At 67.3% G+C, this 17,366-nt stretch carries 13 protein-coding genes and 1 pseudogene; 5 read left to right on the top strand and 9 right to left on the bottom strand.

All coding sequences use genetic code 11. The features are described 5' to 3' along the window. Nucleotides 1-215: 215 nt before the first annotated feature. Together AB0H76_RS05440 and AB0H76_RS05435 are read right to left on the bottom strand one after the other, a co-directional pair. Complete coding sequence (locus AB0H76_RS05440) at nt 216-1,352, bottom strand: BTAD domain-containing putative transcriptional regulator (RefSeq protein ID WP_357317717.1); 1,137 nt, start codon at nt 1,350-1,352, stop codon at nt 216-218. Nucleotides 1,353-1,498: 146 nt separating this feature from the next. Continuing rightward, entirely contained in the window at nt 1,499-2,461 is a 963-nt protein-coding gene (locus AB0H76_RS05435; RefSeq protein ID WP_357317715.1) for a LysR substrate-binding domain-containing protein, read from the bottom strand. A gap of 72 nt (nt 2,462-2,533) precedes the next feature. Here AB0H76_RS05435 and AB0H76_RS05430 point away from each other — a divergent pair, with 72 nt between their 5' ends. Next, nucleotides 2,534-2,950: a DUF5997 family protein gene (locus AB0H76_RS05430; RefSeq protein WP_357317712.1), complete on the top strand. Its 417-nt coding sequence runs from the start codon at nt 2,534-2,536 to the stop codon at nt 2,948-2,950. On the opposite strand, the gene AB0H76_RS05425 is transcribed toward AB0H76_RS05430, so the two are convergent. Together AB0H76_RS05425 and AB0H76_RS05420 are read right to left on the bottom strand one after the other, a co-directional pair. Continuing rightward, a complete protein-coding gene (locus AB0H76_RS05425; RefSeq protein WP_357317710.1) occupies nt 2,947-4,089 on the bottom strand; it encodes a serine/threonine-protein kinase in 1,143 nt (380 codons plus the stop codon). The two genes, AB0H76_RS05430 and AB0H76_RS05425, sit on opposite strands and share 4 nt — an antisense overlap. Before the next feature lie 132 nt (nt 4,090-4,221). After that, a complete protein-coding gene (locus AB0H76_RS05420) occupies nt 4,222-5,019 on the bottom strand; it encodes a hypothetical protein (protein WP_357317708.1) in 798 nt (265 codons plus the stop codon). Nucleotides 5,020-5,323: 304 nt separating this feature from the next. Between AB0H76_RS05420 and AB0H76_RS05415 the strand changes: the two genes are divergently transcribed. After that, nucleotides 5,324-6,748 (top strand): ATP-binding protein, encoded by a 1,425-nt coding sequence (locus tag AB0H76_RS05415; RefSeq protein ID WP_357317705.1) that lies wholly within the window; start codon nt 5,324-5,326, stop codon nt 6,746-6,748. 15 nt (nt 6,749-6,763) lie between these two features. Here the strand turns inward: AB0H76_RS05415 and AB0H76_RS05410 are convergent. After that, nucleotides 6,764-7,333 (bottom strand): annotated as a pseudogene (locus tag AB0H76_RS05410) (radical SAM protein); the annotation flags it as partial. Between the two features lie 99 nt (nt 7,334-7,432). Between AB0H76_RS05410 and AB0H76_RS05405 the strand changes: the two are divergent. The 3 genes from AB0H76_RS05405 to AB0H76_RS05395 are packed head-to-tail and all read left to right on the top strand — an operon-like array spanning nt 7,433 to nt 8,947. Next, entirely contained in the window at nt 7,433-7,759 is a 327-nt protein-coding gene (locus AB0H76_RS05405) for a hypothetical protein (RefSeq protein WP_357317703.1), read from the top strand. Between the two features lie 4 nt (nt 7,760-7,763). Beyond that, nucleotides 7,764-8,414 carry a nucleotidyl transferase AbiEii/AbiGii toxin family protein gene (locus AB0H76_RS05400; RefSeq protein ID WP_357317701.1) on the top strand — a complete coding sequence of 217 codons (651 nt, stop codon included), beginning with the start codon at nt 7,764-7,766 and terminating at the stop codon, nt 8,412-8,414. Next, a complete protein-coding gene (locus AB0H76_RS05395; protein ID WP_357317699.1) occupies nt 8,411-8,947 on the top strand; it encodes a hypothetical protein in 537 nt (178 codons plus the stop codon). Before AB0H76_RS05400 ends, AB0H76_RS05395 begins: the two co-directional genes overlap by 4 nt. Nucleotides 8,948-9,052: 105 nt before the next feature. On the opposite strand, the gene AB0H76_RS05390 is transcribed toward AB0H76_RS05395, so the two are convergent. Genes AB0H76_RS05390 through AB0H76_RS05375 form a run of 4 tightly spaced genes read right to left on the bottom strand, consistent with a single transcriptional unit; the run spans nt 9,053 to nt 17,166 of the window. Beyond that, nucleotides 9,053-10,243, bottom strand: a complete 1,191-nt coding sequence (locus tag AB0H76_RS05390) for a TIGR02679 domain-containing protein (RefSeq protein ID WP_357317696.1) — start codon at nt 10,241-10,243, stop codon at nt 9,053-9,055. After that, the gene (locus AB0H76_RS05385) at nt 10,240-14,475 is read right to left on the bottom strand and encodes a TIGR02680 family protein (RefSeq protein WP_357317694.1); all 4,236 of its coding nucleotides are present in this window, start codon (nt 14,473-14,475) and stop codon (nt 10,240-10,242) included. Before AB0H76_RS05385 ends, AB0H76_RS05390 begins: the two co-directional genes overlap by 4 nt. Next, nucleotides 14,472-15,611, bottom strand: coding sequence for a DUF2398 family protein (locus AB0H76_RS05380; RefSeq protein ID WP_357317691.1), 1,140 nt, complete (start codon nt 15,609-15,611; stop codon nt 14,472-14,474). Before AB0H76_RS05380 ends, AB0H76_RS05385 begins: the two co-directional genes overlap by 4 nt. A gap of 4 nt (nt 15,612-15,615) precedes the next feature. Then, complete coding sequence (locus AB0H76_RS05375) at nt 15,616-17,166, bottom strand: DUF2397 domain-containing protein (RefSeq protein WP_357317689.1); 1,551 nt, start codon at nt 17,164-17,166, stop codon at nt 15,616-15,618. Between the last annotated feature and the right edge of the window lie 200 nt (nt 17,167-17,366).

Raw genomic sequence — 17,366 nt, 5'->3', positions numbered from 1 at the left:
TCCCTTGATTCGGAAGTCGGAAAGGCGAGGGCGCCGGGCTGGAGCGGAACGCGCGAAAGAAGCTTGAGGGAAGATTGCCAGACGTTAGCTGACCCTGCCAAGGAAAGTGTTCGATCCGTGACCCGATGATCGACATCCCTCTCCCTCTCCGGCATCCGATGTCGGTCTGATACCCGGCGGGGGCGCCACGAAACGGGGTGAGGCGACAGTCTCAGTCAGGGCGAGACGGGGCGTTCGGCGTGTAGCTCGAAGCGCAAGGTGGTGGAACCGACCCGGATGATATCGCCGTCGGCCAACGGCGTGTCGGCTCCGATCGGCGCGCCGTTGACGTAAACGCCGTTGGCGGAGTCGCGATCCCGCACGAACACGCCGCCTTCGCGGTGCAGAATGCGGGCGTGTTTGCGACTCACGCGGTTGTCGTCGAGGATCACGTCGTTGTCCGGCGCGCGCCCGATGCGCAAGCCGGCGGGCGGGATCGCCACCGGATCCGCCTCGCCGACACGCAGCCAGGCCCGGCGGCGGATCTGCGGCGCCTCCCGGGTGGTCGCCCCGGGCCGTGGCCCGTCGGTGTGCATCGGGCGCTGCCCGCGGACCGCCTCCTCCAGCGCGACGGTGCGCGGATCCGGGTCGATGCCTTGATCGTCGGCGAGGTTGCGACGAATTCGCAGGCAGGCGGCGAGCGCGTCGGCCTGCCGCCCGGATCGGTAGAGGGCGGTGATCAGCAGCCGCCACAGCCGCTCGTTCACCGGATGCTCGGCCGTCAGCGCGGTGAGTTCACCGAGTACCGCGCCCGCGCGCCCGCACCCGATATCGGCTTCCAGCCGGTCGGCGAGTGCGTTGAGCCGGCGCTCGGCCATGTCGGCGGCGAAATTGCCGGCGAACCGCAGTTCGTGCAGGCCCGCCACCGGTTCACCGCTCCACTGCGCCAGCGCGACGGCGAAATGCTTTGCCGCCGCGGCCGAATCGCTCGCCGCGGCGGCCATGCCCCCTTGCGTGCGGGCCTTTTCGAACCGGCCGACATCGCAGTCCTCGTCGCGGATCTCCAGGAGGTAGCCGGCGGGCACCGTGCGCAGCACCGCGCGATCGTCGACCCCGGCCCCGCGCAGGACCGTGCGCAGATTCGAGACGTAGGCGTACAGCCCGTCGACCGAGCGCGCCGACTGCTCGTCCTCCCAGATCGCTTGGACCAGCGCGGTTTTCGGCACCGCCCGGCGCCGGTTGATGACCAGGATCGCCAGCAGGGCGCGCAGCTTCACCCCGGGTACCGGAACCTCACTACCGCCGAACAGCAGCCGCACCGGCCCGAGCACCCGGATGTCCAGTGCCGTCCCATCGAAGATGGTCGACTCCATCGGAGCTCCCTCCCAACCACGCCACCCATGGCCGGTCCGCCCACCGGGTGCGCGAATATCTCTCGCGGCCTGCCCGTTCCACGAGTGCGTCCAGCATAACCAGCCACACCGGCAGACGTCCCGGCGTGACTACCCCTTATCGGAAGCTACCGACCGCGCCGTTTCATCGGCTTCTTCTTGGCGGCCGCGGGTTTCCCGCCGGAGCCGGGCTTGCGCGCCGCGGCGGGCTTCTTGGCGGTGCCGGATTTCTTCGCGGCGCTCGCCTGTCGCGGCGCGGGCCCCTGCCCCGACGGCGACCGCGAGCTGCGCTCGGAGCGACCGCGTACGACACCGACGAACTCCTCGGTGTGGTCGGTGGATTTCGATGTCGGCCAGGCCAGCACGATTTCGGTATCCGGGGCGTCGGTGACCGTCCGGTAGACCAGATCACGGCGGGCGTGCAGACGCGCGATCGAATGCGGGACGATGGTCTGCCCGACCCCCGCCGCGACCATCTCGAACAGCACCGCCGCCTCGTCGATATCGCTCGCGTCCTGCATCTTCTCGTCGGCGAGATCGGCCAGGCGCACCTCGGTGAACAGCGAGATCGGATGGTCCTTGGGCACCACGACGACCGGAAGTTCGCGATAGAGCGGGATCGCGCTGAGCCCGTCCCGGTCGATCGGCAGCCGCACGAAGCACATGTCGACCCGGCCGTCCCGCAGCGCCGCCTCCTGGTCGGCGGCCGCGAGCGCGATCACCTCTAGCCGGATCTCCGGAAAACGATCGGCCCAGATCCGGGTCCACTTCGACACCGTCACGCCGGGCGCGAAGCCGACCCGCAGCGCCGCCGGGCCGTCGGAGCTCTGCTCCTGAGCGGCCGCTTCGGCCTGCACGATCAGTTCCCGGGCCGCGCGCAGCAACTCCCGGCCGTCCTCGGTCAGTTCGGTGGGCGAGGCCCCGGGCACGAAGAGTTTCGTGTCCAGCTCAGCCTCCAGCTCGATCACGGTCTGACTCAGGCGCTGCCGCGCGATGTGCAGCGCCTTGGCCGCGCGGGCGAAATGCAGTTCCTCGGCAACCGCCACAAACCACCGCAGGCGCACGACGTCGATCGAGGAGAACCGGTCCATTCGGCCAAGCGTATTGCACGGTCATCGGGTCGCCTGCGAACCACCCCGGATAGCTCCGACTATGCTGACCCGGTGAGCCAGGAGAAGAATTCGCAGACGATGAAGCCGCTGACGGCGGCGAGCAAGCTCGGCATCTACCTTCCGGCGACCCCCGAGGAGTTCCGCAACTCCTCGTTCACCCGCGCCCAGCTCGACGCCCTGCGCAACGATCCGCCCGAGTGGCTGACCGAACTGCGCCGCACCGGCCCCTTCCCGCGCGACGTCACCGCCCGCAAGCTCGGCGTCTCCAACAGCGGCCTGCAGCGCGCCGACGTCGCCGACGCGCTGACCACCGCCGAGATCGACACCCTGCTCGCCGACCCGCCGGAGTGGCTGACCCGCGAGCGCGCCAACTTCGTGGCGGTCCGTGAAGAGGCCGACCGGGTGAAGGCCAAGGACGCCGACCGCCGCGCCGCCTCCAACCGTCCGGCCAAGAACCGCGGGGTCTAAGCGGCCATCGCCCAGATCAGGGCGAGGATCGTCAGCACGACAACCACCCCGAGGATGCTCAGCAGGATCTTCATGTTCGAGGCCATGTCCGCGGGCTGCTGCTGCGGACGGTAGCCGCCCTGCGGGTAACCGCCGCCCGACGAATAGCCCTGCTGGCCGTATCCGGTGGGCTGCGGCCGGGGCGGCTGGTACGGGATCGGCTGCGGCTGGGACTGCTGCCCGGTCATCGGCTGCGCGATCGGCATCGGATGCGGAGTGTGCGCGGCCACCTGCATCGGCATCGGCGTCGGGCCGGTAGCCGGCCGGTGTCCCCCGCCGGTCAGCACACGCTGCACCGCGACCGCGAATTCGACGCACGAGCCGTAGCGATCGGCGGGCCGTTTCGCCAGCGCGCGCCCCAGCACCTGATCCAGGCCCTGCGGCAGATCCGGGCGCAGCGAACTCACCGGCGGCGGCGGTTGCTGCAGATGCCCCTGGATGACGGCGGCCGCGTGCGGCGACTCGAACGGCACCGACCCGCTCAGCAGCCAGTACAGGCTGCACGCCAGCGAGTACTGGTCCGTGCGGTCGTCCAGCTGGGCTCCCGTCAGCTGCTCGGGTGCGGCGTAAGCCAGTGTGGCGGTGAAGGTTCCGGTTTGGGTGAGCTGTCTGGTGTCTTCGCGCGGGCGGGCGATGCCGAAGTCGGTGAGCAGCACCCGTTCCCGTCCGGAGCCCTTGGCCAGCAGGATGTTCGCCGGTTTCACGTCCCGGTGCAGCACGTTCATCCGGTGCGCGTAGTCCAGGGCCGCAGCGGTTTCGGCGATGATCTGCGCGGCTCGCGGCGGCGGCAGTTTTCGGGGATCCACCGAGGACGCGTCCGGTCCGTCGATGTACTGCATGGAGATCCACAGCTGCTCGTCCTCGACGCCCCGGTCGAACACGGTGACGATGTTCGGATGATCCAGCTGGGCAACGAGATCCGCTTCGCGCTCGAACCGGGCGCGAATCTCGTCGTCCTCGTACAGTTCCCGGCTCAGCAGCTTCAGCGCCGTCTGGCGGGGCAGGCGCGGGTGCCGCGCCAGATAGACCGAGCCCATGCCACCCCGGCCGAGCAGTCGTTCGATGGTGTAACCGGCGAACACATCACCAGGTTCCAGCACGTGTTTCTCCTTCCCCCTCGAGCGCAGGCGGAGATCCGTGCAACTCTTCGAACTTCCGGGCGGTTTGCTCGGATGCTACCCGGTCGGCGCGAGCGTCGGCCCGGCCTTCAGCCCGCCGCGACCGTGGAAAGCCTAGTGAGCCGGGCTTACCGGGTGGTAGGTGCCGTCGCCGGTGAGCACCCGATAGGCCCACGCCGAGGCGATCACCGCGACCGGGATGGTGATCAGCAACCCGAGACCGCAGAGCAGCGCGCCGATCACATTGAGCGCGGCCAGCGTGATCGTCAGCAGCAGCACCGGGCCCAGATTCGCGCGGATCACCGCCATGCTCGCCTTCATCGCGTCTACCGCGCTCAGGTCGCGATCGATGATGAACAGGTAGCTCCACTGCAGCAGGAACGCGACCACCAGCGACGCGATCGCCAGTACCACACCGAGCAGCGTCAGCAGCACCGACCCGGATCCGACCAGCGGCTGCGCGATCACCCCGAGCACGCCGAGCACGATCGACGCGATCAGGAACGGCCCGAAGTTCTTCAGCGTCGTGAACCGATTGAGCCTGGGCCGCTCCCCCGCCACCTCCGCCAGCGCCGCCTGGGTGAACACATTCCAGAACAACGTGGTCAGCAGCCAGGTGAGCACGGCGCCCAACGTCATCGCGCCGGCCGAATCGGCATCGGTATCGAAACCACCGGTTCCCCCGGTGACGACACCGAGCAAGATCCCGTACAGCGCCGTCACCCCGACCCACGGCACCGGATTCCCCTTGAACCGCTGCCAGCCGAACGACACCGCGTTGCTCGCCGAGAACCGCAGCGGCTCGGCGCCATACCCCGCCGGCGGCTGATCCCCGCCCTGCGCGGGAAACGCCTCGTACTGCCCACCCGGCTGGTCAGCGGGGCGATCGGGATCGAAGCCGGGGTAGGTCATGCGGTGCTCCTCTGCGCGATGAACGCTGCTAAAAACAGACCGAGACGTACTTTTCTCGGAGAATACCGGCAGTTACCCGTGCTATCGAGCCATCCGAATTGCGAGTTCGACACGATCCCGGCGCGGCGTAGCCGTCCTTAACGCTGCGATGCCGACGTTAAGGACGGAATTCCCGGCATTTCGGGCGGCACCGTCGCGCTAACGTCGTCATGGCAACGTTTAGCACATTCACCGCCTCGCAATAGTAGCGGTCGCGATAGTATCTGAACTGGAAGTATTCAGTCGGCGAGCGTGGAGGCATGCCATGGTCGATTTCATCGGCAGACAGCGCGAACTGAACGCCCTCGAAGTCGCGCTGGACGGCGTGCGGGCCGAAATCGGAACAGCGCGGCCGGGACGTTGCCTGATCCTGCGCGGGCGACGCCGGATCGGCAAGTCCGCGCTGGTCGAGGAGTTCGTGCATCGCGGTCGAGTACCGAATGTCTTCCACACCAGCGAGATCGGCTTCGGCACCGACCCCCTGATGGAATTCACCGATGCCGTGCGCGCCTCCACGCTGCCCGATGCCGAGGTCTTCGCCGAGGCCATGCCCGGCAATTGGACCGCGGCGTTCCGCCAGCTCGCGAGCATCCTGCCCGACGATCGGCCGAGCGTCGTCGTGCTCGATGAACTGCCCTACCTGATGGACGCCGCCGGCGCGTTCGAGAGCGTATTGCAGCGCGCCTGGGATCGCGAGCTCTCCCGGAAACCGGTACTGCTCATCCTCATCGGCTCCGACCTCGCCATGATGCACATGCTCACCTCCTACGGGCGGCCGTTCCACCAGCGCGGCACCGAGATGCGCCTGGGACCGCTCAACCCGGCCGATGTCGCGACCATGACCGGCCTGGACCCAGCGGCGGCCTTCGACGCGACACTGGTGACCGGCGGGCTGCCCATCATCTGCGCGCGCTGGCGCCCGGGCGATGACCTGTCGGCATTTCTCACCCGTGAACTCGCGGACCCGGTGAGTCCACTGGTCGTTTCCGCACAGCTGTCGCTCGCCGCGGAATTTCCGGACCAGGCCCAAGCTCGGCAGGTCCTGGCGGCGATCGGTAGCGGCGAACGTACCTTCACCAACATCGCCCGCGCCGCCGGCGGAATCGCGCACTCCACCCTGTCCCGCGCCACGGAACTGCTGACCGACAAGGGCATTGTCGCGGCCGAACTGCCGATCAGCTTGACCCCGTCCAAAGAACGCCGATACCGGATCACCGACCCCTACCTGCGCTTCTGGTTGACATTCCTCGGGCCCAACCTCGCCGAACTGAACCGGATGCGCTCCGACCTCACCCTCGCCCGGATCCACCGCGGCTGGACCAGCTGGCGCGGCCGGGCCGTGGAGCCCCTGGTCCGAGAATCGCTGGCCCGCCTGCTACCGGCCCACGGCATCCCCGCGGTCCCCGCGATCGGCGGCTACTGGACCCGCAGCAACGACGTCGAAATCGACATCGTCGGCGCCGACCGCGAGCCCGTCGCCCACGAACTGGCCTTCTTCGGTTCGATCAAGTGGCTGGAAAACTCCCCGTTCGACAACCACGACCTCCTCGCGCTACAGCGTCACCGCCACCGCGTCACCGACGAACCGGTCCCACTGATCGCCGTCACCCGATCAGGAGTGACCACCGACCATCTCGACGCCGTGTTCACCCCCGCCGACCTGCTCGAAGCCTGGCAACGGAGCAGCTGAAACCGATCGGCGCGACTAGCCTTCCGCGGCGAGCTGCCCACAGGCGGCGGCGATCTCCTGACCACGCGTGTCGCGGACCGTGCAGGGCACGCCCTGTTCGTTGACGCGGCGGACGAATTCACGTTCGACGGGCTTGGGGGCGGCGTCCCACTTCGAGCCCGGGGTGGGGTTGAGGGGGATGACGTTGACGTGCACTCGGGAACCCAATGCCTTGTGCAGTTTCTTGCCGAGCATGTCGGCGCGCCAGGGCTGGTCGTTGACGTCGCGGATGAGGGCGTATTCGATCGAGACGCAGCGGCCGGACTTGTCGGCGTAATAGCGTGCGGCGTCGAGGACTTCGGCGACGGACCAGCGGTTGTTGACCGGGACCAGGGTGTCGCGAAGTTCGTCGTCGGGGGTGTGCAGGGAGACCGCGAGGGTTACCGAGAGGTCTTCGTCGGCGAGTTTGCGGATGGCGGGGGCCAGGCCGACGGTGGAGACGACGACGTTGCGCTGGGAGATGCCGAAGCCGTCGGGTGCGGGCGAGGTGATGCGACGGACCGCGGCGACCACGCGCTTGTAGTTGGCCAGCGGCTCGCCCATGCCCCCGTTTTACAAACGCCCTGACCGGCAGGATCGCTGCTCAACAGCCTTCGAGCGCGGTAGGCTTGCACGACGGCCGACAGATAAGACGAGGAGCAGGCAATGCCGGACAGGAAGTACAGCAAGCCTGTCGTGATCCCAGAAAATCTCCGGCTACTTGAGGGGCCTACCAGCGGGATCGTGCACCTTCCCAGTCACCTCGATTGGTCCGGTAATGCCGACTACGATCTGGAGCGTCCGGGTCGAATCGTCGATCTCTACCGCGCGGTCATCAACGAAGCCATGAGTCCGAGCGACCTCCACGCCTATCTCAATCAAGCGGTCCTCAAACAACTTTGGTCATACATCTGGCTTCCCGTGTCGACCAAGCGTGCCTGGGAAAGCCGCTTCCCTGAACTTGCTGAACTCAGCCGCCTGACATCGGCGTAATCGCGTGGAACCACGCCACCGTCGACTCACGGAAATCGCTCTGTCCGTCGCGGGCGAGCACGGGTTCGCGCTGGCCGGCGGCTACGCGATCCGAGCCCACGGCATGGGCAACCGGCCGAGCGGCGACGTCGACCTTTTCACAGATTGGCACCGCAGAGCCGACTTCCCCGGCGCTGTCAAAGCCGTCGTCACCGCTCTCGAGCAGCATGGATACGCCGTGACCACCGCAATGACCAGCGAAACCTTCGCGCGCCTGCTGGTTCTTTCCACGACAGAGCCCCACCACGAACCCGACAAACTCGAGATGTCGGCCGACTGGCGAGCACACCCTCCGGTCTGGCTCGATGTCGGGCCAGTCCTTCACCCCGATGACGCCGTCGCCAACAAAATGTGTGCGCTTTTCGGGCGAGCGCTGCCCCGTGACTTCCTGGACATCGACGCCGTGATCACCAGCGGCCGATACGACCACGACCAACTACTCGACTTGGCCAAGAACGCCGACAGCGGTTTCGACGACCACCTCTTCGCAGACGCACTTGGCGCACTCACCCAGATCACCGACGACGCCTTCGCGGAGTACGGCATACCATCAGAGGTCGCCACTGCTATGCGCCGCCGATTCGCCGCCTGGCGGCAGAAACTTCGAAGCCCGTGATCTTATCCGATGGAGTACCGCGATCAACCATTGAGTCTCGTGACAGGAAACGTATCCAGGATGGCTACCCGACACACGAGGAAGTCCGTGCACTACTTCACCGTGCGGCCCTGGCGCTCTATCGGAATGAGCGCGAACTGATCGATCACAACGTCCACGAACAAGCTCTCGGATTCCGGATCGGTCTGTTCCTCGCGAACACAATCGAACGCCCGGACAGCAAGCTGCACGTAGATTCGGAGTACAACCGCCAAGGCACAAAACCGAAGGTAATCCTCAGTCAAGGCAGGATCGGAAAGAGACCCGACCTGGTGATCCATGTCCGGGATACCAATGAGTCGAACCTACTTGCAGTGGAGATCAAGAAATCCGCCGAAGCAATAGAGGACGATCTCGAAAGATTGTGCGCGCTGCAGTCGGACCCATTTCACTACCACGACGCCGTCCTGCTGATACTCGGTGCTACACCTCAGTGGCGATGGATCAGAACAGATCCGGAGCTGACTGAGATCCCCTGCGAGCAGAGGTTGTAACGCTCGTCGACGGTACCTATCCTTCTGCGGCGAGCTGACCGCAGGCGGCGGCGATCTCTTGACCGCGGGGGTCGCGGACGGTGCAGGGGACGCCCACGTTGGTCACTACTTTGCCGCCCGGCGTAGGTCGGCGAGGAGCAACGGGAGAATCGCTTCTTCGTGCAAGTCGTGGCCGTGGCTGTTCCGGGCTTCATCCGGCAATGCGGTTGGGGCCGCGGGAAGGCCGAAATATGTTGTGTAGGTGTCGGTGTCGAAACGCCAGCGGACGGCGTTCGGAGCGACCGCTTGCAGCGAATCGACAATGGCGAAACCGGCCGGATCGAAGTCGGCCCGGACGTGGATCTCGATCCCGGCATCGGCAGCACCAGCGATGAGATCCAGCGCGGCGAGCGCCGGAACCCCGTCGGTGCACACCATAGGCGGACATGCCGCTCCCAGCTCGTCCGCGGCCGCTTCGACAACGGTGGGGTTCTCGCAGAAGAAAAGCCGGGTAGGTGTGGGTTCGAAGCGCCACGGACCGAGGAAGTCCCGCAAAGTGAGCCACAGCGGCGCCCCACGCCGGTAGCCAGCCGAGATATCCAGCGGCACATTGAGAGTCAGCACGCGGGAAGAGACAGTGTCACAGCGCACGCCCGCCGCGGCCCAGGCCGCCCGCCATGCGCGCCCGGGTCGTGCCGGCCGGTCGACGCCCGCGGTGGCGGCGGTCAGGCGCGCTACCGCCCGTCCCAGTACGGTATCCGGGTCGAGCCCATGTGCGTTGCGAGTCGTGGTCGCGGCCAACTGCGCGAGCCGCATCGGCGTCCCGGCCCACGGCAACGCAGGCCATACCCTAGCGATCTCGGCGGCGAGAGCAACCGCGTCGCCCGATCCCAGACGCGGTGTACCCGATCCGTCGATCCAGGACTGGCCGACCTCGGCTCCGACGCCAGCGCTGTCCAGGATCTCAAGCACTCGGCGGCGTTCCCGGTCCGCCACTTGGCGTTCGGCGGCACGAACGTGCTGCCGCGCCACCAACGGTGCGCCGTCGAGCATTTCGACGAACTGCCGCACGGTAAAACCGTGTTCGGCGAGTCCGAATGCCAGCAATCGAAGCGCGACCGCCCGCCCCGAAACCTCCCACTCGGTACCCAGCATCCGCGCAACCTGGCGACGCTCCTCGACGGTCAACTCGATCCGCAGCGGCCCGGTTTCCACTTGCGCACCACGCCGTGCCCGGCGGCGGATCGCCTCGAGCACCTGCGCCGGTCCAGGCAGCGCCGCCCACGACCGCAAGCCAGCGGGCAGTTCGCCGCTCATTCCGCCATCGTGAACAGATCGTCCTGAGCCAGTGGCGGCGGTGCCTGCGCGACTCCAAGCCGGTCGACGTCCACGCTGGTGAGCGTGCCACCACACCACAGATACGGCAGTACATCGACACCGGGCAGATGACGTTCGCGGGCCAAGTCGTAGACCGCGACCGCGGGCACCGAGTCGTAGGTGCACCATTCGTCGTGCGCGGTCAGCATGATGTCAAGTTCAAAGTCGACGGTCAATCCCATGAACGACGCCTTCACCTGCGCGTCCACCCCGGTCATCGCCTCGTCCAGCCACACCCAGCGAGGTGCGTGCGCGGCAGCGGCGTCGTAGGCGACGACGGCGGCGGCGAACAGCGGCTGCGACAGCAGAACCACTTTTTCACCACCGGACTTCGCGCCGTGCTTGGCCGCGTCGAACACAATCCATTTGCTGGTCGATCCAGGCCGATACTGCAGGGTGATTTTGAGCCAGCCGCGGTAGTCCAATGCCTTCGTCAGCTGCTGCTTCCACTCCGCGGCACCGTCGGCGTTTGCCTCGCTGCGGGCTTCGTCGATCTTGCGGGCCAGGAATTCACGCACGCGTTCCTGTCGTTCCACCGACAGTTCGTGATAGCCGCGGCCGAGCGCTTCGATCACGGCGCCCGCGTCGGGATCGGCGGGATCCGGCGAACAGACCACCCGCACCGCATGTCCCTGTCTCGTGGGGTGCGCGGCGAGGTGGGTGTTGATATTGGCGAACGTGCGAGTCGTGTAATCGAGGCGATCCTTCAGATGCTCGATGAAGGTGGAACCCAATAGGGTCGCCAGCACCCGTTGTTGTTCGGCGTCGTACCCCCGGCGCTGCTCCTGGACGCGTTCGGCAAGAGTGTCGGCCGCCGCGGGCGGGAGTTGGAAGCCGTGCATGGAATCGCTGTGGATTTCGACGCGCGGCAAGGTGTCGTCTTCGTCGAGTACCCGCGCGTCCTGTTGCGGCAGCAGCGCTTGGCGCAGCTCCTCCAGCTTCTGCAGGCAGTGCCGCCAAGCCCTGGCCTCGACGGCCTCCTCGGCGTTCACCGAGATCGCCCGGCGCACCGCCGCCGCGAATTCCCTTGCGGCCTGGACGTTTTTCCGTTCGGGCGGCGGGATGTCCAGCGGCTGGGCGAGCCCCTGGCCGACAGCTTCCCAAAGCGCGGTCATGGCTGTGTCGCGCTGGCTCTCGGCCTTGGCGCGACTGTCCTCGTGGTTGCGCAGCACTTCCTCGGACCGGGCCGCCGCGGTTCCTGCCTGGGTGAGCTGATCCGAATAGGTCTCAAGGTCGTCGGACAGCTCGGTCAGCCGTGCCTCGAGGGTGCTCTTGCGGTCGAGTTGCTCGCGATGGCCCGCACCGAGTGCCTGCTCGGCGGTGGCGAGCCGGATGCCGACCTGGCGTCGGTGGTCGGCGACGGCGGCCAACTCATCTTCGGCGAGGGCACGGGCATCGGAGCGTTCGGCGAGCACGGTCTCCGCGTCGGCGAGCTTGTCCTCGACGAGTCTCAAACGGTTCAGCGCGTGCGCGTATCTGTCCAGGGCCGAGCGGAATTCAGTGAGCGCGTCGCGTTGGGCGTCCAGATCGGTCAGCCGGAACCGGTGGGTGCTCGCATATTCGGCGAATACGGCGCGGGCCCCGTCTCGGCGGGTGACATCAGTCGCGTGCGCACGCTCGGCGACCGCAAGTTCCTCGGCCCGGGTACAAGCGGCCCGTCCGCGTTCGGCCCACCGCACCACAGCATCGGCGACCGTGCGCTCGCCCTTCGCAGGCAGCGCTCGTTCCTCGGTCTTCAGCCGGGCAAGTGCGGACTCCGCGGCGGCGAGCTCGTTATCGATGAGCGCCAGCCGACGATCGAGCTCTTCGAGTTCGCCTTCCAGTTGTGCAATGAGCCGAACTCGCGCCGCTTCCCGCGCCGCAGCACCGACGAAGGCCGCCGGTCCGGTCGGTCCGGCGCGGCCCGTGAGCCCGCCGATGCGCCAACTCCCGTCTGCGGCAAGCCAATCCCCGGACACCTCGTCCGGCCGGTGCGCATACCAGCCGATCCCGGCCAGCACCTGATCGGCCACAGCGGCCGGCAGCCCGCCCGCCGCCACCGGCACCAGCACCGCGGTCAGGTTCGATACCGCCGCACCATCTCCGCCCTCGCTGTCAGCCAGCACCGTCACATCCGCCGTATCGAAATCGACGCTGCCGTCCGGATGTACCCAGGCGTCCAGCAAACCCGAGCCGCCCAACGCGGCTTCCAACAACGCGAGGGCGGCGTCGTCGACTCCCGGCGCCGGATTGACCAGCCGCCACAGCGGTGCGCCCTCCTGCTCCTCGAGATCCGGGCGTGCGCGTCGCTGCCACAGGTTCGGGGCGGGCGGCACGGCCTCGGTCTGCCGCCGCGCGTCAGACAGTTTTTCGGCGGTCGCAGCCCGCTGGGTGGCTAGTGGCGCACGGTCCATCCGGCGCTCTTCAGCACGCTGCGACCAGCTCGTACGGACATCGTGGAGGTGTGCGCGCATCGCCTCGAGCACCGAAACGGGCAGCGGCACCGTGCCTTCGTCGTCGATGACGGTCATCTCGGCAATCAGATCGCACCACTGGCCGACCAACGACTCCGGGCAGAGCGTCACCTCCGCTTCGGCCGCCCAGGCCCGCACCTGCTCAGCGAAGGTATCGGCGGCGATCCGCACCGTCGCCAGCGCGTCGGCCTCATCGGCGCGGGCCAGCTCGACCGAGGCCGCCACCTGCTGCACCGTCTGTCCGGATCGCTCCACCTGCCGCTCCGCATGTGCCTGTGCCGCATCGAGCTTGCGTAGTTGCGCGTACCGTTCCTGCCGTGCATGCAGGGCTCCGCTGAGCGCGTCGACCTCCCGATCCGGCAGATGACGCGCGACAGCATCGGCGAGCCCGGCGGCATCGGCATCGACGGTGAGTGTCGCGGCGGCGTCGGTGACGGCATTCTCCGCACTCGTCGCCTCCTTGCGGGCGGTCTCGACTCTCTTGGTCGCGGTTGATTCTGCCGCATACTCAGATTCGGCCCGCGTCGTCGCCGCCCGATGCTGGTCGTCGAGGTTCGAGAGCTCACGGCGCAAGCCCTCCACCCGCCCAGTTGTGGCGACCGCATCCCGGTAGGACTGCGATTCGAGTAACTCGCGCAGCGCGGTGTCACTGTCTGCGCGTTCGGTTTTCGTCGTGGACAGCTTGGCTTGGGCATCGGCCAGCTCGGCCCGCGCCTGCTCCAACCGCGTCTCAGCGGTCTTCTTGGCGTCGGTCGTCTTGTCCAGACTGGTTGTTGCACTCGCCATCTCATCGGCCCGCCCACGCAGCACGGTCCGCGCCCAGGGCCGCCAGCCGGTGCGGACGAATAGGGCGATCGCGCGCGCGGCATCCTCGGTGCGCTGCATGGACAGCCGCAGCTGCTCGAGATGCTCCCACCCCTCGGCAAGCTGATTGACCTCATGGGTCGCTAACGGCGGCAACGCATCTCGCAACGTAGCGGCCAAGCTGGCGGGGTTGAGCCGCTCCCCCAGTTTCGGTTTGCGTAGCTGCTTGAGCAATTCGGTGAGGTTGTCGTAAGACTCCGCCGATAGGTCGAACAGTTCATCGGCGAGACGCGCCCGATAAGCCGTGGCGTTTGGCGGCACCGTGATTCCGTCGATCTTCTTCAGATCTTTTTGCTCGATGGCCCGCCCCTCGGAAAGCAGACGGAAATCGCGGCCGGGCCGGCGCTGGGTGTGGAAATGCCAGGTGCTCACCGCCCCGGAGCCGGTGCCCGCCCGAGCCGAGGCGCCGAGGCCACAGACGAAATAGTGCGCCGCACCGTCGGCGTCGCGGCGCCCGAACTCCACCCAGGCATATCCCAGGCCTGCGTCGGCGGGCTCGCGCGGGTCGTCACCGTCGCCGGTCGGCAGCAGATTGAAACGCATCGTCCGATGCTGGGAACCGAACGGATCCAGCACCGCAGGCGCGATTTCACCGCGCAACAGCATCAGAGTCGTCAGCTCGAGCACCTTGGTTTTTCCGGCGCCGTTGCCGCCGCGCAACACCAAACGGCCGTCGGCGAACCAGAATTCGGCGTCGTCGTATTCCCACAGATTGACGATGCCCACCCGCAGTGGTTGCCAGCGCGTTCGGCCCGGTGCCGGCAAGCCACCCGAAGTCGCGGACCGCAGCCATTCCGCCCCCAGATCGGCAGAGGCGCCCTCGAGTTCGATGTCGGCCTCCGGTACCAACGTCATTCGGTGTCCTCCAGACGAGCGGTGACGGAAACGACCCGGGGATCGCGGTAGCGCGCGGCGATCGGCGTGAGTTGCCACAATCCGGGCCGCAGGCCCGGACGCAGCAGATCCAGAGCCCGCAGCAACTCCATCGCTCGTTCGCTGCGCGCGGTTTCGGACGCGATCTCGTTGGTGATCGACTTGGGATAGCGGGCCGCGACTTCCAGCACCGCAGCGGCGAGATCAGCGTCGGTCACCACGTCATCGTCGGCGCGTCGCCGGAACAAATCGTCCAAGATCATCAGGGTGACGAAATCGACGGCACGCAGTCGCGGGAACGGCAGGTCGGTATCGGCCTCGTCATGCGCGATCAGGGCCAGCCCCTCCGCGCGCTGTTCCACCGTCCATCCGGTCATCTCGGTGCACCAGGCCACGACCCGGCTGCGTTGCCGTATCAAATACGCCCGCTCGGCCTCGGTCAAATCGGTGTAAAGGCAGACCGGCAATTCGATCAGCCGCCGCATCACTGTGAACCGTTCGGCCGACTCGGTCAGCACCGGACCGCGCTCACCGAGCGCTGCGGTGAACGACGCCGGATCGACCATGCGCAGCAACATCTCCCGCTGCACCTGATAGGTGGTGCCGATCTTGTCGGCCCGGCGAGCCCAGCCATCACCGTGGTCCGCGCCGACCGGCCACAGCACCCCCGCCGACACCAGCAACTCCACCGCCGCCTCGAACAGCTTCCGTTCCGCGAATTGATCGGGGTCATAGCCAGCGACATCGCAGTCCTCGCGAGCAGACAGCACTCGCACCCGATCCGACAGATCCTGCGTCGTGGTGATGTCCTCCGCGTCCTCGGCCGCCGCGGCCGCCAGCAACGCCAGCACCAGCATTCGGCGCGGCGGAGTCGTGACCCTGCGCGGAGCCACCACCACATCCCCCAGCGGCAGGCGGAACAACCGCGCCGCGGTGTCGGTGACCACGAGCCGGTACCCCAGACGGGAACTGAACCAGTTCATCAATTCGGAACGGTGCCGGGGATGGCGCACCAGCGCGAACAATTCCGAGTGTCGACGTCGATCCAGTACCGGATTCGCGAGCAGTCCCACGAATGCGCGGCGCCGATCCACCTCATCGCGTGCTGCGGTGTCCACTACCTCAGACCTCAACTGCCGGTTCGAGATCGAATCGCCAGTTGGTGGTGACGAACCGGCCACCCGGCGAGAGCACCGTGGTGGTCGCGCCATCAGCGGGCGAGGTCAGCGACACTCGCCAGCGACCATCCTCGGTCAGCGCCGAACGGTACTGCTCGCCGCGACGTCCACGGGCCACAGCCAGGAATTCGAGCAGCAGACCCAGCTCTGGCTGCGTCAGCGCGTCCCACTCCGCCAGCGATGTTCCCGACCGAGCCCGCAATGACGCCTCGGCCGCCCGGCGCTCCGCCAACGCCGCGGCTCTGGACCGGCGGGCGGCCTCACGCCCCACCGAGTTGTCGATGGCCTTTGTGCGTTTGCCGACCGCCGCTCGATGCCCGTGCTCCCGGAAACGGCCGGTGATCGGGGCCGCGTCCGCCTCCCGCCACGGCGTGCCGTGTTCGTCCGCGCCTTCGGCGGCAATGATCAGATGCCGAGCCGGGAAGACTCCGACACCCGTATCCCACATCCGCCACGCCGACTCGTCATCAGGGGCCCGCTCGATTGCCCGCGCCAACGCGAGCAGCTCACCGCGGCGGGTCAATGCGCCACCGGTGTCCATCAGAATATGCATGTTCCGCGCCCACGGCGCCACCAAGTCACGTAACTGGCGACGCAACCGACGCGCCTGCCCGTCTGCCCCGCTGAACCACCTGCCGAGGGCCTCCCCGGTGCGCTCCCACCGCTGCTGCTGCGCGTCTACCACCATGTCAGGCGCATCCTCGGGCAGCGCGCCTCGCACACAGGCCCGCCACGCCGATTCGGTCAGCACCAACTCGAGTCCGGTGATCATCTCGGCGATCGCTGGCGTGTAGGTGTCCACCTGTTCACCCCACATGCCGATATAGGACTGCAAAGTCCGCCACAGAATCTCTTGCTTGTCCGGGTCCGGACCGCCCGACAGCGCATGCGCGAGACTGCGCTGCCAGGTACGCGCCGCCACTGCCATACCGTGATGCAGGGTGATGATCTGCTGGAATTCGGCCGCAGCGGCCGGAAACCGGCGTTCGCGCAAGGCAATTACGAACTGCTCCAAACGATCGTGGATGGCTCGTGGCGCCAACGTCAGATCGGCCGCCGCGTCTTCCTCGGCCGCCAGCTCCAGCGTCCAGAATGTGTGCAGCCGGGCAGCGGTCGGGGTCAGCTGGAACCGGTCACGGCGGCGCAGAAAGTCCTCGCCGGTGCGCGCGGGTTCCTGCCAGCGGGTCAACACACCCCACCGCACCAGACTATCCAGACGTGCGTCCAGCGCGAACGCATCCTCGTGCAGCAGCCGGTCCGCGATCGCCGCCGAACCGGTGCGCTCGCCGACCCAGGTACGCAACCGAGTCGCGATCTCGCCGTAAGCCATCCCGGTCAGGCTCGTATCCTGCGCTTCCAGCATAACTTCCACGATCGCCCGATACTGCGCCGCGAACCGCGATACGAAATACGCAGGGACGAGCTCCTGTCCTGGCAGATGCGCCGCCCACGCATCAGGACCGGCCGCTTCCTCGAGCTCGTCCCCATCCCGCACGGGAACTACGGTAGCGGCCCAACATGAGTCAAAGCTATATGCAATTGGTGGTTCGCAGGCCCGCAGCTCCGCTGCGGCAACCGCCTCGCGGGCGGGGATAATTGCGTTGTCCACAACAGTCGTCAAGTTCAGGCCCGCAGCCTGGCGAAGCACATGATGTGGTCGTGACCTGACCCCGTAGGTTCGGTCCGGCGATTGTG

Source organism: Nocardia sp. NPDC050712, from assembly GCF_040654295.1.
GTDB lineage: Bacteria > Actinomycetota > Actinomycetes > Mycobacteriales > Mycobacteriaceae > Nocardia.
Note: the sequence above shows the minus strand (reverse complement) of the source record. Positions and strands in the feature narration are given on the sequence as shown.